We start from the raw sequence: 19,444 nt of genomic DNA on the forward strand, positions 1-19,444 counted from the left end.
ACGTGATCGACCGCCAGCCGCATGTGGGCACGGACAGCCCTCTCGGCAAGACCTGAGTCGGAGCCGCAAACTGGTGGACGCAACCATCGCGGAGCATCCGCAGCCGAGATCAGGCTCCGGCTTCGGCCGCCGCCGTCCGCAGGAAGTGGTCGGCGTCCTCGGGCTCGGCCAGGCCACCGAGCTCCAGCCAGGAGCCGTCCGCGAAGCGGATGCGGAACGCGGCGAAGCCTCGCGGCTGCCCCGTCTCCGCCTCGATGCGCGCCTCGTCGCCCCTGAATTCCGCCACGATCTCGAAGTCGTCGGCCTTGGTGGCCGCGAGACGGCGGCGCGGCGAGGCCGCGACACAGATACGGTCCCGGTCCAGCAGGACCAGCCGTCGGGGACTGGGCGACTGCGAGAACCAGCGCAGCATCAGCTGACCCGCCATCAGATTCCAGTCCCCGTCGAAGACACCGTCCCCGGGCCCGCGGTCCCTGGTCGACGTCTCTCTCCTCCGGGTGGGATCATTGCGCCGAGACCGGCCCTCGGACCGTCGGCCGATCTGTTTCCCCAGCATGTCGATCAGATAGATCGGGATGATGACGGCACAGAACACCACCGCGCCCACGTACACCAGCCAGTGGTGGCGCCCCTTCAGCCGCCCCTTGCCCGCCGCCCGGTGCACGTCTTCGGGCGGCTTCGGTATGGCCCGGGGGATGCTGCACCACACCAGGGCCGAGGGTTCCCTGCCCAGGACCTTCTCGGCCTTGCGGTGCACCTTGCGCTTCGCCATGCCGTGATCCTAGAGGCATGATCCGGATACGCCGGAAACCCGGCTGACGAAGCGGTCGACCACGTAGAAGGCGGACATTGCCGGTCACGGCACCAAGGGCTGTCCCGTAACCCTGGCGGGCGCACGACGACAGCTGCGGCACGTCGCTGCGTTGTCGCAGCGCCCGAATACGCCCAGTACGAGGACGCTCCTCCGCCTTGCGATGCACCGCATCCGACGCCGCGCGCTGATCCACCAGGGATTACGGGACCCCTTAGGCCCTGTCCGGCCCTGACCCGCCGGACACCTCCTCACGCGTCTCGTGGTCCAGGCAGTCGGCGGGCACCGTGCCCGGGTCCGCCAGCGCCAGGCCGAGCTGGGCGCGTTCGGTGACCCAGCGGGTCGGGCGGTGACGCGGGTCGCCGGTCGTCGCGTGCAGCGACCGGTGCAGCCGCAGCATCCGGTCCGCGCCGATCAGGTCCCCCCAGGCCAGCGGCCCGACCGGATAGCCGAGACCGGTGGTGACGGCGAGATCGATGTCCGCCGGGGTGGCGAGGGAACGCTCGGCGATCGATGCGGCGACGGAGACGATCGAGGCCAGCAGCCGCTGCGCGACCGAACCCGCCGTGTCCCGTACCACCGACACCGCGTACGGCTCGTCGCCGTCCTCCGCCGGCCGCGCCAGCACCGCGCGGGCATCCCGTGCGGCAGCCGGGTCCGCCGCCGGGGTCACGGCCAGTACCCGGCGCTTCCCGACCGCCGCCAGCGGGTCCACGCCGAACGTGCGTCCGGCGGGCAGTCCGTGCGCGGCGACCGCGGCGGCCACCGTCGTACCCCAGACCGGGACCAGCACCAGCGCATCGGCGGACGGCTCCGCACCGCTCTCGACGACGGCGCCCGTCGCGGTCAGCGTCCGCCGGAGTGCGGTCGCGTCCGGGTCCGCCGCGCCCCCGACCACGTACACCGGGCGGTCCGCATCCCCCGTGACCGGCGGCTCCGGAACCGGGGCCGGTGCGTCGGGGCCGTACGCGAACCAGCCGCGCCCGGTCTTGCGGCCGTGCAGTCCCGCAACCACCCGGTTCGGGGTGAGGTAGGAGGGACGGAGCCGGTCCGCGTACCGGAAGCCCTGCCAGATCGAGTCGATGACGGCGGCCGTCACATCCAGACCGGTGAGGTCCATCAGCTCGAACGGACCCATCCGCAGGCCGAGCACGTCCCGCGCGATCCGGTCGATGCCCGCCGGGTCGGCGACCGACTCCTCCAGCAGGGCGAGTGCCTCGGTCACCAGGCCGCGACCCGCGTGGTTCACCAGGAAACCGGGCGTGTCGGCGACCGTCACCGCACGGTGGCCGCAGCCCTCGACGAGCGCGGTGAGCAGCGGCGGGATCTCCGGGCGGGTGGCCGCGCCCGGCACGATCTCGACGATCTTCATCAGCGGTACCGGGTTGAAGAAGTGCAGCCCGGCCAGGCGTGTCGGGTCCTTCAGCTCCGCCGCGATCCGGGTGACCGACAGCGAGGAGGTGTTGGTGGCGAAGACCGTCGAGGCGGGCAGCGCCCGTTCCAGCAGGCCGAAGACCTCCGCCTTGGTGGCGAGGTCCTCCCGTACCGCCTCGATGACCAGCTCGCAGTCCGGTCCGTCCGCCCACGGGTCGTCCAGCGGCACCAACCGCTCCACAGTGGCGGCGGACTCCTCGGCGGAGAGCCTGCCCTTCTGCACGGCGCGGTCGAGCATGGACCGCACGAAGTCGACGGCGGCCGTCACCGCCTCCGGGCGTACATCGCACAGCTCGACGGTGTGTCCGGCGCTCGCAGCCCACTGGGCGATGCCGCGGCCCATGGCTCCGGCGCCGACGATCCTGATACGCATGGCGGTTGGGGTCCTCTCGGCGGTGCTGTCGGTGGGCGGGACGGCTGGGGCCTGCCCGGAACTCAACGAAGATAGACGCGCTCGGGGTCGACGTCCTCGCGCAGCAGCCGAAGTTCGGCCGCGGTCGGCGGCGGCACGGTCGCCACCGTGTCGGCGACCTCGAGATCCCAGCCGGTGGCCGCCCGTACCTGCTCGACGGTGACGCCCGGGTGGACGGCGACCAGCCGCAGCTCCTCGCCGACGCCCGCGCGGGCCAGGATGCCCAGTTCGGTGATGACCCGGGTGACACCGGCGCCCAGCGGCCTGATGCCTTCGGCCAGCGCGCGGTCGGGGCCGGGGGTGGTGCAGAAATCGAGCGTTTCGGTGAAGGAACGCGGATTGTGGCGGCGCATCACCACGAAGACCTCACGGGAGTTGGCCATCACCTCGATACCGCCGCCCGAGCCGGGCAGCCGGACCGACGGACTGTCCCAGTCGCCGATCACGGACGTGTTGAGACTGCCCCACCGGTCGATCTGCGCGGCCCCGAGGAACCCCACGTCGATGTGGCCACCCTGCAGCACACAGCCGAACAGGGTGGGCATCGACAGAACCGCTTCGGCGCCCGTGATCAGGACCGCGTCGGCGATGGTCTCCGGCAGGTGCGAGGGGTGTGCGCCGCAGACTCCCGACTCGTAGACGACCTCGATCTCCGGGGCCACCGTCAGATGCGCGAGTTCGGTGGCGAGCGTCGGCAGGCCGATCCCGGCGAACACGGTGCGGCGCGCGGCCAGTTCGCGGGAGGCGACGACGGAGAGCAGCTCGGACGAGGTGATGGTGTCCGGTGCGATGGTGGTCATGACCCGTTCCTTCTCGTGTCCCGTTTTCGTACTCACAGCCGGCGTCCGTAGTTCACGGGCCGGCTGAGCGCCTCGCCGACCGCCAGCCCCGCCCAGAACTCCTCGCCGAGCTTGTCGACGTACTCGGCATGGTCGGCGGTGCCGCGCACCCATTCGTCCAGCCACTCCTGGAGCCGTTCCGGATCCTTGCTGATGTGCGACCAGGCCCGGTAGAAGGCGTTGTCCCGGTCGTAGTAACCCTGTGCGAAGGACGGGTGGGCGCCGCGCGGGCAGGCGACGACCGCGTCGACCGCATGGGCGGGGACGAGCGTACGGTTCGGGTCCGAGCGGATCACCTCGTCGTCGACGATCTCCTCCACGACGACGATCGCCTTGTCCGCCGCGTACACCGCTTCGGCCTGGATGCCGGTCAGACCCCACATCTGGGTGTTGCCGCTCCGGTCGGCGCGCTGCGCGTGGATGATCGTCACATCCGGGTTGACGGGCGGGACGACATAGATCTGCTCGGCCTCGCCGTCCGGCCCCGGGTAGGGCGAAGTGACCTTCCGGAGATCGCTGTTGACGGACGGCAGATCGCTTCCGCCGTAGCTGCGCAGCGGATAGAACGGCAGCCGCTGGGAACCGGCGAGATAACGGCAGATCATCCCGTAGTGGCTGTACTCCTCGAAGGCGAGCGGTGCCGGGTCGCCGGTCTCGATGCGCCGCCGCAGTTCGCCGAGCGAACCGGCGGAGGAGTTGCCCACGAAGGACGAGACCAGTCGTGAGACGCAGCCCGCGGCGATCATCTGGTCCACCACGATGTCCGCGGTCATCCGGACGACGGTGAGGTCCCGGCGGCCCTGGCGGATGATCTCGTGGCCCGCCGCGGTCGGGATCAGGTGGGTGAAGCCTTCGAGGCAGACGGTGCCGCCGTCGTGGACGAAGGTGGCGATCGCCGCCTTCATCGACATCGTTTTGTCCCTGCGGTCCGTCGTGGCCACGGTGCTCCTCTGCCGGTGCGTGCGCGTCGTTCCACCGTGTCAGCGGCTATTGATTGCTGTCCAATACCAAATTAAGGTCGCATCGAGACGATGGATTAATGAATCCGGTCCGGAGGCCGGTGAGCGGAAGGCCGGGTATGGAGCTGCGTCATCTGTCCGCGTTTGTCGCCGTGGCCGAGGAGCTGCACTTCGGCCGGGCCGCCAAGCGGCTGCAGATGGCCCAGCCGCCCCTGAGCCAGCAGATCCGCCAGCTGGAGAAGGAGCTGGGGGTCCAGCTCTTCGAGCGCAACACCCGGTCGGTACGGCTCACCAGCGCGGGGGAGTCCTTCCTGCAGCCGGTGCGGACCGTCCTCGACGACCTCGACACCGCGGTTCGTGCCGCGAAGGCCGCCGGGCGCGGCGAGTACGGACGGGTCAGCATCGGCTTCGCGGGCGCCTCCAGTCACGAGACGCTGCCGCTCCTCACGAGGGCCGTGCGCGCCGCCCACCCCGCACTCGAACTGGTCATGAAGGGGCAGACGTACGCCAACGTCGCCCTCGACAGGGTCGCCGACGGATCACTGGACCTGGGGTTCATCCGGCTCCCGGTGACCCAGCCCGGCGTGGCGTACCGGGTGATCGACGAGGAGGAGCTGGTGTGCGCGCTGCCCTCCGACCACCGGCTCGCCCAGCTGGACAGTGTCCCCATCGAGGTCCTCGCCGAGGAGCCCTTCGTCTCCTTCCCCGCCAACACCGGCTCCACCGTGCGGGACGCGATGGTCGGGGCCTGCGAGGCGGCCGGGTTCAACCCGCGTGTGGTGCAGGAGGCCCCCGACTCGTACACCATCCTGGCGCTCGTCGCCGCGGGCGTCGGTGTGACGCTCACGGTCACCTCCGTCCAGCACATCCAGCAGAACGGGCTCGTCTACCGGCCCCTCGCCGGGCCGCCCATCCGGCTCCAGGCGGCGCTGGCCTGGCGGGCCGACAACCCGTCCGCCGCTCTGCGGGCGGTGCTCGCGGTGGCGGAGGACGCCCTGCCGACACCCGTGCACCCGGCCGCAGCCGATTGAGACGCGCAACGTCTTGAACCAGGGCGAAGTGGATATTGGACCGACTCAGTCGCGAAGTGCGAGGGTCGGCGCACACACCCCTCGCCACCGGAAGGTCCCGCCGTGCCCGACCAGCAGCTCGACATCGTCATCTGTGAACCGCTGCGCACGCCCATCGGCCGCTTCGGCGGGGCATTCGCCCAGCAGACCCCGGCCGCTCTCGCCGCGCGCGTCATCGCCGAGATCGTCGCCCGTACCGGCGTCGACCCGGCCGCCGTGGACGAGGTCATCCTGGGCCACGCCTACCCGTCCTCCGAAGCCCCGGCCATCGGCCGGGTCGCCGCCCTCGACGCCGGGCTCCCGGAATCCGTGACCGGTGCGCAGATCGACCGCCGCTGCGGCTCCGGACTGCAGGCCGTGCTCGACGCGGCGATGCAGATCCGGGCCGGCTTCAGTGAGGTCGTGATCGCGGGAGGCGTCGACGTGATGAGCGCCGCCCCGTACTACACGCACGACGGCCGCTGGGGCATCAAGGGCCCCGGGCTGCAGCTCCACGACTCGCTGGCCCGCGGCCGGGTCACCGCGGGAGGCGTCAACCACCCGGTCCCCGGCGGGATGATCGAGACCGCGGAGAACCTGCGGCGGGAGTACGGCATCAGCCGCGCCGACCAGGACACCCTCGCCCTGCGCTCGCAGCAGCGCGCCGCCCGCGCCGTGGCGGAGGGGCGGTACGACGCGGAGACCGTCCCCGTCACCGTGCGTACCCGCAAGGGTGAGACGACCGTCACCGCGGACGAGCACCCGCGCCCCGACACCACCGCCGAACAGCTCGCCGCGCTGCGGCCGATCATGCTGAAGTCCGACCCGGACGCCACCGTCACCGCGGGGAACGCCAGCGGTCAGAACGACGCGGCCGCCGCCTGTCTGGTGACGAGCGCGGCGACCGCCGAACGCCTCGGGCTGAACCCGCTGGTGCGGCTGGTCTCCTTCGCGCGAGCCGGAGTCCCGGCCGCGACGATGGGCATAGGGCCCGTCCCGGCGACCCGTGCGGCCCTGGCCCGCGCCGGACTCACCCTGGCCGACCTCGACCTGATCGAGCTGAACGAAGCCTTCGCCGCCCAAGTGCTCGCCTGCACGCGTGAACTGGGACTCGGCGACATCGACCACGAGCAGCGGATCAACGTCAACGGCTCCGGAGTCTCCCTGGGACACCCCGTCGGTGCCACCGGCGCCCGCATCCTCGCCACGCTGACCCGCGAGCTGCACCGGCGCGAGGCCCGGTACGGCCTGGAGACCATGTGCATCGGCGGCGGACAGGGCCTCGCCGCCGTCTTCGAACGCATCGCGGCCTGACGCGTACGCACGGCAGCCGATCGGCAGTGAGACGCACAGCGTCTCACTGCCCCGGTAATTCGGTATTGGACCGCTCTGGGTCCCGGCTGGCACCGTAACCGCCATCACCCACGCCGCCGTCCCCCACTTCCCCGTGCGGCAACGGGCGTCTCGGGCGACGCCCCTTCCCTTCCCCCTGCCATCCGCTTGATCCATGACGTTCACGGGAGCCACCATGAGTGCGTCCACCGCCACCGCGCGAGAGCGAACCAGAGCCGCCAACCGGGCCGGATTCGGTGCCTTCATCGGTTCGACCATCGAGTGGTTCGACTTCTACATCTACGGGACCGCGGCAGCACTCGTCTTCGACAAGGTGTTCTTCCCCGAACTGGACGGACCGATCGGAACGCTGGTCGCCTTCGCGACCTTCTGGGTCGGCTTCCTCGCCCGCCCCCTCGGCGGCATCATTTTCGGCCACTACGGCGACCGCCTCGGCCGCAAGAAGACCCTGGTCATCACCCTGCTGATGATGGGCATCTCGACCACCGCGATCGGTCTGCTGCCGAGCTACGCCTCCATCGGCGTCGCCGCCCCGATCCTGCTGATCTGCATCCGCATGGTGCAGGGCATCGGCCTCGGCGGCGAGTGGGGCGGCTCCGTCCTGATCGCCTCCGAGCACGCTCCCAAGGGCAAGTCCGTGCTGTACGGGGCGTTCGCCCAGCAGGGCTCGCCCGTCGGCAACACGCTCTCCACCCTGAGCTTCCTCGCCATCAGCCAGCTGCCCGACTCGGCGTTCGTCTCCTGGGGCTGGCGTGTGCCGTTCCTCTTCTCCGCCGCCCTCGTCATCGTCGGACTCTTCGTCCGGCTGAAGGTCGCCGAGTCCCCGGCGATGGCGAAGCTCATCGAGAAGAAGGAGGTCGTCAAGGTTCCGCTGACCGAGGTCCTGCGCTCCCACCCCATGCTGATCGTCCTCGGCATCGGCGCCTGCACCATCGGTCTGTCGGCGACGTACTTCAAGTCGACGTTCGCCCTGTCCTGGGCCACCTCGTCGCTCAGCTTCGACCGCAGCTCGTTCCTGACGATCATTCTCGTCGCCAACATCACCCAGATCGTCGTGCAGCCCTTCGGTGCGCTCATCGCCACCCGGATGAAGAGCTGGTCCCGCGCGGTGACGGTGATGCTGCTGCCCGAACTGATCCTGATGCCGCTGATGTTCCTGCTGATCCGCACCGAGAACTACGGTCTCGCGATGGTCGGCGTGGCCGTCGCCACCATCCCGCACTGCCTCTACTACGCGGCCCTGGCCGGCATGCTGGCCAGCCGGTTCCCGGCCCACCTCCGCTACACCGGCATCTCCCTCTGCTACCAGCTCTGCGGCACGCTGCTCGGCGGTACGACCCCGATCATCGGCCAGTACCTGCTGAACCGTACCGGCTCGATCACCGCCGTCATCGTCTACGCGATTTTCCAGGTGGCGCTGACCCTGGGCTGCATGCTGCTCCTGCTCAAGCGCCCCAACCACGACGAGCAGGCGACGGAGCCGGTCTCCGTACCGCGCGCCGCCACCGCCACCGCCTGACCCCCACCCCTGCGAGAAGAGATACGGAGGCCGGCCGCCATGCCGCTGACCGTGAACGGCATCCCGGACATCCTCGCTCTGAGCGGGCGCGACCTCGGGCACTCCGACTGGAAGGAGATCACCCAGGAGCTGATCGACGCGTACGCGCACGTCTCCGGGGACCACCAGTGGATCCACACCGACGTCGAGCGCGCCGCGTCCGGCCCGTACGGACGCACCATCGCCCACGGATACATGGTGCTGAGCTGGGGCATCCCGATGTTCGGCGAACTGCTCCGGGTCGAGGGTGTGGGCCGCGCCCTCAACTACGGCGTCAACCGGGTCCGTTACCCGGCTCCCGTGCCGGTCGGCAGCCGGGTCCGGCTGCATGCCGCGGTCGCCGAGGTGAAGGAGGTCGCGCGGGGCGGCGTACAGATGACCCGGGCCTTCACCTTCGAGCTCGAAGGGTCACAGAAGCCGGCGTGCGTGGCGGAGTCGCTGACGCACTTCTATCCGTAGCCGCGCCCCGCCTTTCCATGGCCGCGACCCCCGTCGGCCGGGCTGCGTGCGAGCCCGGCCGACGGGGGTCGCGGCCGGTCTCAGGCCACCCGCTCCGAGTCCAGCGGCACCGCCAGATGGTCCCACTCCGCATCCGGGTCCGTGAGCCGGTTCAGCCGTGCCGGTACATCGAACCCGACCAGCAGCACCACGATCACCGTGCCCGCGAACGTCAGCACGGCCAGTGCCTGGCCCAGGTCCATGCCGGACGCGAGATGCGCCCCGAGCACCGGTGCGACGGCGCCGCCCAGCGCTCCCACGTTGTACGTGAAGCCGAGCGCCGCGCCCCGGCTCCGGGTCGGGAAGTGGCCGCCGATGTAGCGCGGCAGCAGCCCCGAGATACCAAAACTCGTCGCCTGCAGCAGGAAGAGCAGGACGCCGAGCAGCAGCAGATTGTTGTGCACGGCGAAGACCGGATAGACGAAGGCGAGTGATGCCAGCAGCGTCAGGGCGTACGCCTTCTTGGCGCCGATCCGGTCGCCCAGGAAGCCCGCCGTCCAGCAGCCGACCATCGTGCCGAAGCCCGCGAAGTAGAGGACATCGGTGACCTGGTCGGGGGTGTAGCCCAGCTCCGTCTTCAGATACGTGGGCAGCAACGCCTGGATCGGCCACGAGTACAGGAACGCGAAGAACAGCGTCACGATCATCGACAGATACAGCAGCCAGCTGCGCTTCCCGCCCAGCTGCACGGCGAATGCCGCGAGCGTCAGGCCGGCGACCACCGACAGCACCGGCACCATCCCCGTACCGGTCGGGGTGAAGATCATGAAGAGAGAGACGGTGGCGAGGACGACGAGCACCGTGTTGACGGTGGCCCGGGCGCGGGTGACGAACAGCGGCCGGAACGGATTGGGTTTGGCGCCCTTGTCCGCGACGGACTCCGTCCACTCCTCGGCCTCCGGGAGCGCCCGGCGCATCCACAGCGCGATCGCGATCGGGATCAGGCCCAGGTAGAACATCCAGCGCCAGCCGAGCGACGGCACGACCCAGTTGTAGACCTGCGCGGCGAGCACCGAGCCGACCGAGAAGCCGGAGATCAGGAAGCCGCTGGCCCGGCTGCGCAGCTTCGCCGGCCAGTTCTCCATGACGTACGTGGAACTGGCGCTGTACTCACCGGCCATGCCCATGCCGATGGCGAGCCGGGCGGCGAACAGGCTGTGATAGTTCCAGGCGAACCCGCAGGCGAAGGTGCCGAGCGAGTACAGCAGGATCGACAGGATCATGGAGAGCTTGCGCCCGAACCGGTCTCCGACGGCGCCGAGCACCGCACCGCCCAGCCAGCGGGTGATGAACGCACCGGAGATCAGACTGGCCGCCTGCACCGTGCTCAGACCGAAGTCGTCACTGATCTCGGTGAGGACGAGAGTGATCAGCACGAAGTCGAAGCCGTCGAGGACGTAACCGATCCAGGCGGCGAAGAACGACTTCCACTGGGTGGGGCTCACCTCGCGGTACCAGGGGAGCGCGGGGGGTGTGGTGGTCTGCACGGTGTCTCCAGGATGCGGCACGGCGCTCGCCCTCGAGCGGCCGCCCGCGTGGTGGGGGCTGGTTCAGGGCCGGGCTATGCCCGCCACGAAGCGCGTGGTCAGGGCGGTGGGAGCGGTGATGGCGGTGCCGACGACGATGCTGTGGGCACCGCGGTCCAGGGCCTCGGCGGCCTCTTCGGGGGTGTTGATACGGCCTTCGGCGACCACCGGGACGTCGATCGCTGCGGACAGCGCCGCCACCAGGTCGAGATCGGGTCCGGTCTGCTTCGGCGTCCCGGGCACATAGCCCGACAGCGTCGTCGAGACGAAGTCCGCGCCCTGGGCGGCCGCGGCGAGGCCCTCGGCGAGCGTCGACACATCGGCCATGACCAGCGCACCGGCCTCGTGGACCGCGGTGACCAAGTCGGCGAAGGCCGACCCGTCGGGGCGCGGCCGGTCGGTGGCGTCGGCGGCGACGACGGCGGCGCCCGCCGCGGCGATCGCCAGGGCGTGCCGGACGGTCGGGGTGATGTAGACGCCGATGTCGCCGTCCTTCCAGAGCCCGATGACCGGCAGGTCGACGGCCGCGGCGATCGCGGCGACGACCTCCGGCTCATTGGCCCGGATCGCGGCGGCGCCACCGGCTGCGGCGGACTGCGCGAGCCGGACGAGGGTGCCGGTCTCCCGCATCGGGTCACCGGGAGGTGCTTGACAGGACACGATCAGCTTGCCCTGGAGGGAGGCGGCCAGTTCCTGCGCGGTCATCGGAGAACTCCTGGGTGGTGGAGAGGGAGGGTGGTGGTCAGGGCGGCGGCCCCGAGCACCGCGGCGTCGTTGCCGAACAGTGGCGCGACGGGTGCGAGTCCCCGCATCGGCGGCATCAGCTCGGCGGCGAACGCCGCGGCGAGCGCATCGCCGTACAGCGGGCCGATCCGGGGGACCCCGCCGCCGATGACGACCCGGTCGGGGCCGAGGGCATTGGCGAGCCCGCCGAGCACCCGGCCGGTGGCCGCCGCGCCGGTGGTGATGGCGTGGACGGCGTCCGCGTCGCCCCGCCCGGCCCGCTCGGCAACGGTTTCGAGCCGGTCCACCGAGGTGCCGGTGAGCCGTTCGTAGTGGGCGGTGATGCCGGGGCCCGAGGCGATGACCTCGAGGTGGCCGGTGGCACCGCAGGTGCAGGGCAGCCCCGCCGCCTCGGGGCTCGGCAGATGGCCGAGATGGCCGGCGATGCCCGAGGCGCCGTGCAGCATCCGGCCGTCGACGGCAACCGCACCGCCCACACCGGTACCGATGGCCGCGAACAGCAGTGACGCATGGGCCGAAACCTCCGCGACCAGCGCGGCGAGCTCCGGCCCGGCCGTGGCGCGTACGTCGTTGTCGCAGGCCACCGGTAGTCCGGTACGGTCCGCGAGCCCGGCACCGAGCGCGGTGCCCGCCCAGCCGCGGAGCGAGTCGGTGGCGCTGGTGACCCTGCCGGTGCGGGGATCGACGACTCCGGCGGCGGCGATGCCGAGCGCGGTGGCGAGCCGCGCCGGGTCGACCTCGGCGGCCGCCGTCGCGAGCGCGTCGAGCACGGCCGTGGCGCCGTCCCGGGCCGGGGTGGGCCGGGTGTGCCGCGCCAGGACGGTGCCGTCCGCGCCGAAGAGCGCGGCGGCGATCTTCGTACCACCGAGGTCGAGTCCGATCACTGGGGCACCGGTGGCCGAGGACGGCGGGCTCTGGCTCATCGGACCGTGGGCAGGCCTGCGGCGCGCAGCCGCTGCGCCACCAGGGCGACCGACTCGTCGCTCAGCTGGATCTGCGGGAACGCGGTGTCGCCGCACGCGATGATCCCGAGCAGCTGCAGTGCGGCCTTGAACGCCCCGAGCGCCGACGAGCTGCGGCCCATGTCCGCCTCCGGGCCGACATCGACCATGGCGAACAGCGCGACGAGCCGCTCCTGCTCCCTCGCGGCGAGCGCCCAGTCGCCGGCCCGCGCGGCGTCGTACAGCCGGACGTACCCGGCCGGGTCGACATTGCCGATGCCCGGCACGACACCGTCGGCGCCGGCCAGCAGCGCCGCGTCCACGGTGAGTTCGGAACCGGTGAGGATGCTGAACTCCGGAGCCGGTCCCTCCCTGCGGCCCTCGCGCCCGCCGAGCTCCACGATCAGCCGGCGCAGCCCGCCCTCGTCGCCGCTGCTGTCCTTGAGGCCGGCCAGCGTGCCGTCCTCGGCGAGTTCGCGCACCAGCGCGGAGGAAAGCTTGCTGTGGACGGCGACCGGGATGTCGTAGGCGAACAGCGGCAGATCGACGGCCGCCCGCAGTCGGCGGAAGTGCTGGGCGATCTCCTTGCCGTGGGTGCGGGTGTAGAACGGCGCAGTCGCGACCAGTGCGTCCGCGCCGAGGCCGGCGGCGGTCCTGGCGTGCTCGGCGACGCGTGCGGTGGTGGTGTCGATGACACCCGCCAGTACCGGGACGCGGCCGTCGGTCACACGGACGACGGTCTCCAGCGTCGTGGCGCGCTGCTCGTCGGTGAGGTAGGCGACCTCACTGGTGGAACCGAGCGCGAAGAGTCCGTGCACGCCCCCGCCGATGAGGTGCTCGACCAGCGCGGCCAGAGAGGCGGTGTCGACCTCCCCGTGGGAGTCGAGCGGGGTGCAGACCGGCGGGACGACGCCGTGCAGCGGTGCGGTCAGAGGCATGGGTGAAGGCTCCAGCTTGTCGGTACACCGATCGCGGCCTGTGGCGGCTGCGCAGATCGAGACATGAGACGTAAGATGTCCTATGTCTGACCTCACCTTAAACAGATGCTCCTGCGACCGGTCAAGGGGCAACAGCACCTCAGGAGGACGTTGTGGCGCGGCCCACCATGGCTCAGGACATAGAACGCCAGGTCAAGGAGCTGATCCTGGAACGCAGACTCGGCCCCGGCGACGCGCTGCCCACCGAGGCCGAGCTGATGGAGATGTTCGGGGTCGGGCGTGTCTCCGTGCGCGAGGCCCTGAAGGCGCTCCAGGCCGTCAACGTCGTGGAGATCCGCCGCGGCTACGGCATGTTCGTCGGCTCGCTCTCCCTCTCGCCGTTCGTCGAGGCGCTCGCCTTCCGTGCGGCCGTCCGGCACCGCCGGGGGGAGCCCGGGCTCGCCGAGCTGATGAAGGTTCGGGAGGCGCTGGAGGCGGGGCTGGTCGGAGCCGTCACGGCCGGCATGCCGGAAGAGGATCTGGCCGTGCTGCACGGGCTCGTGGCGAAGATGGAGGTCGAGGCGCGCACCGGACGTGTCGCGCGCTCCACCGACCGCGCGTTCCACCTCGCGCTGTACTCCTCGCTCGACAATCACCTGCTGAGCGAGGTGCTGGACGCGTTCTGGGCGGCCATGGACCGGGTGCGCGAGGATCTCGACGACGGCCACCAGGCCCCCGGGGTCACCTGCGCCCAGCACCGCGAGATCGTCGCGGCTGTCGCGGCGGCCGACGGGGAACGAGCGGTGCGAGCGATGCGCACACATTTCGACGGCATCCGCACGCGCCTCGAACGCTGACCGGAGTCGAGCCCGCCGGGCACATCGCGCCCGGCAGGGTGCAACCGGGCGGCCCGTCAGGCGATGTGAGGCGGAGCCGAGCCGAAGGCCGCGCAACCCCGTCACCGGGCACACCTCACGCCGAGGCGGTGCTCCCCATCGCGGCGGCAACCGCCATCCGCGCGGCCCGCCCCGTCACCGTCACCGCGTCGTCCCCCGATTCGATCGCCGTCGTGGCGGCATTGACGATCCCCTGGAGCAGCATCGCCGTACGCCGCGGATCGTCATCCCCCAGCTCCGCCAGCGCACCTGTCAGCGGAGTGAGCAGTTCCCGGTGCGCCTGCGCCGCGCTCTCCCTCACCACGGCTGCATCCCGGACCCCGGCCAGCGCCTGGGCGATCCGGTGCTCGCCACTGCGTACCAGCTCCAGTTGCGACGTCACATACGCGGCGATCTTCTGCTCCGGCGTGGCGGCCGCCGACATGCCCGCCCTGATGGCGGACGTCCAGCGCGGCATCGCGTCCTCGACGACCGCGGCGAGCAGTTCGGGGCGGCCGGGGAAGTACTTGTAGACGCTGTTGCGGGCCAGGCCCGTGACCTTGGCGACCGCCGTGAAGGTCACCGCTTCCGCGTCGCCGCCCTCCAGCAGTGCGCGTGCCGCCCGCACCAGGGCCAGCCGCTGCTGGGCGTGGTGCTCGGCGACCGTGGCGGCGCTGATCTTGGGCACCGGCCCAGTTTAGAGGAGCTCACAAAATGGGCGCCCGGCTCGCGACGCCTGGCACGCACGCTCGCTGCGTTGCCGAAATGCCCTAGTAGCTCCTTCCCCGAGCTCTCGGCTTCGTTCGAGCAGGGGAGACCCCGTCCGAGGACCTTCCAGCGCCTTGCGATCGCACGCACCAGACGCCGCGAGCTGATCGGACTCCCATTTCGCGAGCTCCTCTCAGTGCCGTGACCGGCAATGTCCGCCCCGTGAGGAGTGCCGTCCGGTGGGTGCGATCGCAAGGCGGCCGGGCGTCCTCGGACGGGGTCTCCCCTGCTTGAGCGAAGCCGTCGGGGGACCCACTTGGCGACGGCGCGTCGCCATCATCTATCTTGGCGACGCACCGTCCCTAACATCGATCCTCGAAGGGAACCGCCGTGTTCCTCGCACTGCTGGAGCTGCGCGCAGCCCGTGGCCGCTTTCTGCTCATGGGGTCCGTCGTGGTGCTCGTCGCCGCACTCGTCGGCATCGTCTCCGGCTTCACCACCGGCCTCGGCGACGACACCGTTTCGGCCCTGCGCCGCCTCCCGGCCACGCACCTGGTGTTCTCCTCCGACGCCCGGTCCGACCAATTCGCCCGTAGCCTCCTCGACGACCGGGCGGCGGCCGCCTGGCGCCAGGAAGCCGACGCCGACACGACCCCCCTGGGCGTCTCCATCACCCGCGGCACGACGGACCGCGGCGCCGAGGTCGACCTCGCCGCCTTCGGCGTCGAACCCGGCTCCTTCCTCGCCCCGTCCGTCACCGCGGGCCGGGGCCTCGACCGCACCGCCGCCGACAGCATCGTGATCTCCGCCAAGCTCGCCGACGAGGGGGTACGGGTCGGGGACACCCTCGTCGTCGACCGGCTCGGCATCCGGCTGCACGTCACCGGCCTCACCGACCGTTCCAGTTACGGGCATGTTCCCGCCGCCTACGTCCCGTTGACCACCTGGCAGCGCATCCGCTTCAGCACCCCGGGCGCCCCGGCCTCCGCCACCGCCACGATCCCCGACCAGTTCAGCGCCCTGGCCGTACGCGACTCCGGCGGCGGCTCGTTCGCCGCCCTGGACCAGCGGCTCTCCACCACGACGCTCACCAAGGAGAAGGCGTACGAGGCGGCCCCCGGCTACACCGGTGAGCGCGTCACGATGAACTCGATCCAGGTCTTCCTCTACCTGATCGCCCCGCTTGTCGTCGGCGCGTTCTTCGCGGTGTGGACCGTGCAGCGCCGGCCCGAACTGGCCCTGCTCCGCGCCCTCGGCGCCTCCCGCAGGCGGCTGCTCGCCCACACCGTGCTCCAGGCCGCGCTGGTCGTCGTCCTCGGCACCGCGGCGGGTGCCGTTCTCGCCGCAGCTGTCGGGCTGCTGGTCGGTGAGCAGGTGCCGTTCAGTCTGCCCGCCGCCACGCTCGCCGTCACCATGTGCACCGTCGCCGCCGTCGGCCTCGCGGGCACCGCCCTGACCCTGCGCCGGGTCACCACCGCCGACCCACTGACCATGCTGGGAGCCAACCGATGAGCCTCGAACTGGCCGGCGTCACCGTCGAATTCGGTCGCGCCGACGCCCGGACCACCGTCCTCGACGGTCTCGACGTCACCTTCGAGCCGGGCTGTACGACCGCGCTCGTCGGCCCGTCCGGATCAGGCAAGTCCACCCTGCTCGCCGCCGCGGGCGCCCTGCTGCGGCCCACCGCCGGCCAGGTCCTGCTGGACGGCGAGGACCTGGCGACCCGCACCGACGCACAGCGTGCGGCGATCCGCCGCGAACGGATCGGCTACATGTTCCAGAGCGGCAACCTGCTCTCCGGGCTGCCCGCTGTCGAACAGCTCCTGGCCGCCGTGTACATCAGCGGCAGGCGCCCTCGCGCGTACCGTGCCCGCGCCGAGGAAGCGCTGACCGAGGTCGGCCTCGGCCACCGCCTGCGCCACCGCCCGGAAGAGCTCTCCGGCGGCGAACGCCAGCGCGTCGCCCTGGCCCGCGCACTGTTCCTCGCGCCGAAGCTGCTGCTGGTCGACGAACCGACCGCGGCCGTCGACCGCTCGCAGGCGGGCGAACTGGCCGCTCTCCTCGCCGACCGCACCCGCCGGGACCGGTGCGTCACCGTCGTCGCGACCCACGATCCGGTGGTGGCGGCGGCAGCCGACCGGATCGTCGACATGGCGGAGCTGACCGGTGTGGCGCGGTTGCCGGTGTCCGGCGGCCGCTGAAGGAGCACCCGCGTACGTGCTGCCCGGGGACGGGGCCATGCGTACGCGGGTGCCGCCACCTACCCGACGGGCGTGACCGTCACCGTCCGGCTTCCCGAAGCCTGCTTCCCGTCCGTCCGGTAGGTGGCTGTCAGCGTGGCGCTCCCTGAGGCGCCCGCCGCGACCGTGACCGGCACCTTGACGTCGGCTCCCTGGCCCGGCCTGAGCGCGGGCACCGTCACCTGCTGCGTCCCCCAGCCGCCGGGCACGGTCAGGTCGAGCGTGCCCTGGCTCCGCCGTACGTTCATCCTGTTGACGACCCGGACCGTCATCTCGGCGCTGGTGCCTGCCGTCAGGGCCGCGGGCGGGGTGAGGGTGATGTCCGCGCAGGTGCCGGCCAGCCACTTCAGATCGAACGACGCGTAGGTGATGTGCTGGTAGTCGGCGCGCTCGTACAGCAGCCCCACCCGGCCGTCCGGCAGCCGCGTCAGCGTCGAGTAGGCGGCGGCGCCCGGATCGACGACCTTCCTGATCGGCCAGGTCTTCCCGTTGTCGCAGGACATCTTCACCGTGAGGTTGCGCCGCGCCGAAGTGTCCTCGGTGTTGCTGAACAGCAGCCAGGACGACTGCGGGTTCGACGCCGGGGCTCCGGGGTTGTAGCGGATGACGGACGCGTTGTTCGCCGGGTCGACCAGACTGGTGTCCTGGGTGAACGGGGTGTAGTTGACGCCGCCGTCGGTGGAGTGGGCGATCGTGCGGTAGGGCCTGGACCGGTTGTTGAGCATGACCGTGCCGTCGGACAGTTCGACGGTCTTGTTCTCGTCGCCGCCCGGACCGACGGGGTTGCCCATGTGCCAGGTCTCGCCGTGATCGTCGCTGTACGCACTGACCGCGTAGTTGGCGCCGTTGTTGCGGATCGCGTACTGCTGGATCAGCCGGCCCCGGTATGTACCGTGCCGCAGCTGGATGCCCTCGCCGGAAGCCGCGAACATGCCTGCCCAGGCAGGGTTCTTGATCTGCTTGGTGATACGGCGGTGGGTCCACGTCACACCGTCGTCGTCCGAGTAGCTGTAATCGGCCTGCAGGATGTTCGGGTCGGTCTCGTCATTGCCCGTGCCGGAGCCGAAGAAGCCCTGGTTCACCGAACCCGCGTAGAAGAGGAAGATCCGGCCGGTCGTCCGGTCGGTGAGCAGGCTCGGGTCGCCGTAGCCGTTGGGCGCCGCCTCCTTGCGGACCACCTGTTGTGCCTGCCAGGTGACGCCGCCGTCGGTGCTGCGGCGCAGCACGATGCCGATATGGCTCGGCAGGTCGCCGAGGGTGGGGCGGGCGTCGTAGGCGGCGAGCAGGGTGCCCCTGACCGAGGTGGTGAGGGCGGGGATGCGGTAGTGGGGCGAGCCCACTCCCGCGACGGTCAGGTCCTGGGAGGTCAGTTCGCCTGCGGCGGGGGCCGCCGCGCCGTGCGCGGTGCCGGTGGTGGCCAGCACCATCAGGGCGGCGGACAGCAGGGCGACGGAGACTCTGCGCTGCATGAACGATTCCTCTTCTCGGTGGGGGGCGGGCGGTCCATTCGGCCGGTCGCCCCGCGAACAGGGAGGGCACCGCGCAGTCCGCGGGCGAGTGACCCGTCCATGGCATGGAGGAGTCCTCGCGGGATGGTGTGGGGGTGCGGCGTACTGCGCGCCAGGATGAGAGCCAGACAGAAGACGTCTGATGTCCTGTTGGCACACGGACCCTAGGAGCCACCGCGGCACTCGTCAAGGGTCCGCAGGGCCAGGTCCTGCGAGCGGCAGGGCCTGGCTCCGTTCCCCGGTGGGCGTCGGCGCCCCGGTCAGTCCACGGCTGCCGCGTCGCGGGCGCGGGCCTCCGCGATCCGCCGCCTGACCGGCGCGTAGTGCTCGCCCAGCGCCTTCGTGAACCCGGCGATGTCACCGGCCCGCGCGGCGTCCACGATGTTCTGGTGGGCGGCGATCGTCGCCGTCTCGTCGGCATGCGTGAACCCGTCGAGATGCGGCGCGACGATCGTGTACACGTCCCAGAAGGCCATCGACAGCTGGCCGATCAGCTGATTGCCGAGCGGTGCCACCAGCAGTGCGTGGAACGCCCGGTCGGCTTCTACGAAGCCGTTCCCCTCCTGCGCCCCGGTCGCGCGCATGGTGGCCACCAGGCCTTCCAGCGAGTCGAGCTGCTCCGGGGTCAGCAGCGAGACGATCCGGTCGGCCATCCCGCGTTCGAAGAGCTCGCGTACGTCGACGAGGTCGGCCATCACCTGGAAGTCGTCGTCGGGGGAGAGCAGCCCGCGGAAGGTCAGGCTCTCCACCAGGGCGGACAGGCTCAGCCGGCCGACGTATGTGCCGTGCCCGTGGCGGACCTCGACGATGTCCAGCGCATTGAGGATCTTGACGGCCTCGCGGACGCTGGAGCGGCTGGCGCCGAGCGCCTCGCACAGGGCCGGCTCGGTGGGCAGCGGGTCCCCGGGGCGGAGTCGCTCCTCGAGGATGTAGCGCTTGATGCCCTCGACGACTTCCTGCCGGAGCAGCTGCCGGCCGGGCCTCGTACCGGACATATGTGAACTCCCCACCTCTTGACCCCTCTCCATTGTCAAGCTACGTTCCCACGCTATCAAGGCATCAGACATCTGAC

At 71.1% G+C, this 19,444-nt stretch carries 18 protein-coding genes; 7 read left to right on the forward strand and 11 right to left on the reverse strand.

From position 1 onward, the window contains the following. Window positions 1-109: 109 nt before the first annotated feature. From ACFU8W_RS17425 to ACFU8W_RS17440, 4 genes are all read right to left on the reverse strand, one after another. Window positions 110-772 carry a hypothetical protein gene (locus ACFU8W_RS17425; RefSeq protein ID WP_384037537.1) on the reverse strand — a complete coding sequence of 221 codons (663 nt, stop codon included), beginning with the start codon at window positions 770-772 and terminating at the stop codon, window positions 110-112. 253 nt (window positions 773-1,025) lie between these two features. Then, window positions 1,026-2,618 (reverse strand): 3-hydroxyacyl-CoA dehydrogenase, encoded by a 1,593-nt coding sequence (locus ACFU8W_RS17430; RefSeq protein WP_384037540.1) that lies wholly within the window; start codon window positions 2,616-2,618, stop codon window positions 1,026-1,028. 62 nt (window positions 2,619-2,680) lie between these two features. Further along, window positions 2,681-3,457 (reverse strand): CoA-transferase subunit beta, encoded by a 777-nt coding sequence (locus ACFU8W_RS17435; protein ID WP_384037543.1) that lies wholly within the window; start codon window positions 3,455-3,457, stop codon window positions 2,681-2,683. Window positions 3,458-3,489: 32 nt separating this feature from the next. Next, the gene (locus tag ACFU8W_RS17440; RefSeq protein WP_384037825.1) at window positions 3,490-4,407 is read right to left on the reverse strand and encodes a CoA transferase subunit A; all 918 of its coding nucleotides are present in this window, start codon (window positions 4,405-4,407) and stop codon (window positions 3,490-3,492) included. A gap of 167 nt (window positions 4,408-4,574) precedes the next feature. Here ACFU8W_RS17440 and ACFU8W_RS17445 point away from each other — a divergent pair, with 167 nt between their 5' ends. The 4 genes from ACFU8W_RS17445 (at window position 4,575) to ACFU8W_RS17460 (ending at window position 8,874) form a co-directional block, all read left to right on the forward strand. Beyond that, window positions 4,575-5,486: a LysR family transcriptional regulator gene (locus ACFU8W_RS17445; protein ID WP_266980066.1), complete on the forward strand. Its 912-nt coding sequence runs from the start codon at window positions 4,575-4,577 to the stop codon at window positions 5,484-5,486. 102 nt (window positions 5,487-5,588) lie between these two features. Beyond that, window positions 5,589-6,818, forward strand: a complete 1,230-nt coding sequence (locus ACFU8W_RS17450) for an acetyl-CoA C-acetyltransferase (protein ID WP_384037546.1) — start codon at window positions 5,589-5,591, stop codon at window positions 6,816-6,818. Between the two features lie 214 nt (window positions 6,819-7,032). Beyond that, a complete protein-coding gene (locus tag ACFU8W_RS17455) occupies window positions 7,033-8,376 on the forward strand; it encodes an MFS transporter (RefSeq protein WP_345514498.1) in 1,344 nt (447 codons plus the stop codon). A gap of 39 nt (window positions 8,377-8,415) precedes the next feature. Next, window positions 8,416-8,874 carry a MaoC family dehydratase gene (locus tag ACFU8W_RS17460; RefSeq protein WP_345513992.1) on the forward strand — a complete coding sequence of 153 codons (459 nt, stop codon included), beginning with the start codon at window positions 8,416-8,418 and terminating at the stop codon, window positions 8,872-8,874. An 80-nt stretch (window positions 8,875-8,954) separates the two neighbouring features. On the opposite strand, the gene ACFU8W_RS17465 is transcribed toward ACFU8W_RS17460, so the two are convergent. From ACFU8W_RS17465 to ACFU8W_RS17480, 4 genes are all read right to left on the reverse strand, one after another. Further along, complete coding sequence (locus tag ACFU8W_RS17465) at window positions 8,955-10,400, reverse strand: sialate:H+ symport family MFS transporter (protein ID WP_384037549.1); 1,446 nt, start codon at window positions 10,398-10,400, stop codon at window positions 8,955-8,957. A 63-nt stretch (window positions 10,401-10,463) separates the two neighbouring features. Then, the gene (locus tag ACFU8W_RS17470) at window positions 10,464-11,144 is read right to left on the reverse strand and encodes an N-acetylmannosamine-6-phosphate 2-epimerase (protein WP_266980057.1); all 681 of its coding nucleotides are present in this window, start codon (window positions 11,142-11,144) and stop codon (window positions 10,464-10,466) included. Further along, window positions 11,141-12,106, reverse strand: a complete 966-nt coding sequence (locus tag ACFU8W_RS17475) for an ROK family protein (protein ID WP_384037553.1) — start codon at window positions 12,104-12,106, stop codon at window positions 11,141-11,143. The genes ACFU8W_RS17470 and ACFU8W_RS17475 overlap by 4 nt, the downstream gene beginning before the upstream one ends. Then, on the reverse strand, window positions 12,103-13,062 hold the full coding sequence (locus tag ACFU8W_RS17480; RefSeq protein WP_345513988.1) for a dihydrodipicolinate synthase family protein: 960 nt from the start codon (window positions 13,060-13,062) through the stop codon (window positions 12,103-12,105). Before ACFU8W_RS17480 ends, ACFU8W_RS17475 begins: the two co-directional genes overlap by 4 nt. A 152-nt stretch (window positions 13,063-13,214) precedes the next feature. Here ACFU8W_RS17480 and ACFU8W_RS17485 point away from each other — a divergent pair, with 152 nt between their 5' ends. Then, the gene (locus ACFU8W_RS17485) at window positions 13,215-13,898 is read left to right on the forward strand and encodes a FadR/GntR family transcriptional regulator (RefSeq protein ID WP_384037557.1); all 684 of its coding nucleotides are present in this window, start codon (window positions 13,215-13,217) and stop codon (window positions 13,896-13,898) included. A 115-nt stretch (window positions 13,899-14,013) separates the two neighbouring features. Here ACFU8W_RS17485 and ACFU8W_RS17490 read toward each other — a convergent pair whose 3' ends face one another. Next, complete coding sequence (locus tag ACFU8W_RS17490; RefSeq protein WP_384037560.1) at window positions 14,014-14,604, reverse strand: TetR/AcrR family transcriptional regulator; 591 nt, start codon at window positions 14,602-14,604, stop codon at window positions 14,014-14,016. 410 nt (window positions 14,605-15,014) lie between these two features. Here ACFU8W_RS17490 and ACFU8W_RS17495 point away from each other — a divergent pair, with 410 nt between their 5' ends. Both ACFU8W_RS17495 and ACFU8W_RS17500 read left to right on the forward strand, forming a co-directional pair. Continuing rightward, the gene (locus ACFU8W_RS17495; RefSeq protein ID WP_384037563.1) at window positions 15,015-16,136 is read left to right on the forward strand and encodes an ABC transporter permease; all 1,122 of its coding nucleotides are present in this window, start codon (window positions 15,015-15,017) and stop codon (window positions 16,134-16,136) included. Next, complete coding sequence (locus ACFU8W_RS17500) at window positions 16,133-16,825, forward strand: ABC transporter ATP-binding protein (RefSeq protein WP_384037566.1); 693 nt, start codon at window positions 16,133-16,135, stop codon at window positions 16,823-16,825. Before ACFU8W_RS17495 ends, ACFU8W_RS17500 begins: the two co-directional genes overlap by 4 nt. Window positions 16,826-16,884: 59 nt before the next feature. Here the strand turns inward: ACFU8W_RS17500 and ACFU8W_RS17505 are convergent, their stop codons facing one another. Further along, window positions 16,885-18,333, reverse strand: coding sequence for an exo-alpha-sialidase (locus ACFU8W_RS17505; protein WP_384037569.1), 1,449 nt, complete (start codon window positions 18,331-18,333; stop codon window positions 16,885-16,887). A gap of 299 nt (window positions 18,334-18,632) precedes the next feature. After that, the gene (locus tag ACFU8W_RS17510; RefSeq protein ID WP_384037572.1) at window positions 18,633-19,367 is read right to left on the reverse strand and encodes a FadR/GntR family transcriptional regulator; all 735 of its coding nucleotides are present in this window, start codon (window positions 19,365-19,367) and stop codon (window positions 18,633-18,635) included. Between the last annotated feature and the right edge of the window lie 77 nt (window positions 19,368-19,444).

This window comes from Streptomyces sp. NPDC057565, assembly GCF_042801455.1.
GTDB classification, from domain to species: domain Bacteria; phylum Actinomycetota; class Actinomycetes; order Streptomycetales; family Streptomycetaceae; genus Streptomyces; species Streptomyces yanii.

What these genes read in the sequence shown, in the direction of transcription:
- ACFU8W_RS17425 (WP_384037537.1), bottom strand. Translation starts at nt 772, where the DNA reads ATGGCGAAGCGCAAGGTGCACCGCAAGGCCGAGAAGGTCCTGGGCAGG.
- ACFU8W_RS17430 (WP_384037540.1), bottom strand. Translation starts at nt 2,618, where the DNA reads ATGCGTATCAGGATCGTCGGCGCCGGAGCCATGGGCCGCGGCATCGCC.
- ACFU8W_RS17435 (WP_384037543.1), bottom strand. Translation starts at nt 3,457, where the DNA reads ATGACCACCATCGCACCGGACACCATCACCTCGTCCGAGCTGCTCTCC.
- ACFU8W_RS17440 (WP_384037825.1), bottom strand. Translation starts at nt 4,407, where the DNA reads ATGTCGATGAAGGCGGCGATCGCCACCTTCGTCCACGACGGCGGCACC.
- ACFU8W_RS17445 (WP_266980066.1), top strand. Translation starts at nt 4,575, where the DNA reads ATGGAGCTGCGTCATCTGTCCGCGTTTGTCGCCGTGGCCGAGGAGCTG.
- ACFU8W_RS17455 (WP_345514498.1), top strand. Translation starts at nt 7,033, where the DNA reads ATGAGTGCGTCCACCGCCACCGCGCGAGAGCGAACCAGAGCCGCCAAC.
- ACFU8W_RS17460 (WP_345513992.1), top strand. Translation starts at nt 8,416, where the DNA reads ATGCCGCTGACCGTGAACGGCATCCCGGACATCCTCGCTCTGAGCGGG.
- ACFU8W_RS17470 (WP_266980057.1), bottom strand. Translation starts at nt 11,144, where the DNA reads ATGACCGCGCAGGAACTGGCCGCCTCCCTCCAGGGCAAGCTGATCGTG.
- ACFU8W_RS17475 (WP_384037553.1), bottom strand. Translation starts at nt 12,106, where the DNA reads ATGAGCCAGAGCCCGCCGTCCTCGGCCACCGGTGCCCCAGTGATCGGA.
- ACFU8W_RS17480 (WP_345513988.1), bottom strand. Translation starts at nt 13,062, where the DNA reads ATGCCTCTGACCGCACCGCTGCACGGCGTCGTCCCGCCGGTCTGCACC.
- ACFU8W_RS17500 (WP_384037566.1), top strand. Translation starts at nt 16,133, where the DNA reads ATGAGCCTCGAACTGGCCGGCGTCACCGTCGAATTCGGTCGCGCCGAC.
- ACFU8W_RS17505 (WP_384037569.1), bottom strand. Translation starts at nt 18,333, where the DNA reads ATGCAGCGCAGAGTCTCCGTCGCCCTGCTGTCCGCCGCCCTGATGGTG.
- ACFU8W_RS17510 (WP_384037572.1), bottom strand. Translation starts at nt 19,367, where the DNA reads ATGTCCGGTACGAGGCCCGGCCGGCAGCTGCTCCGGCAGGAAGTCGTC.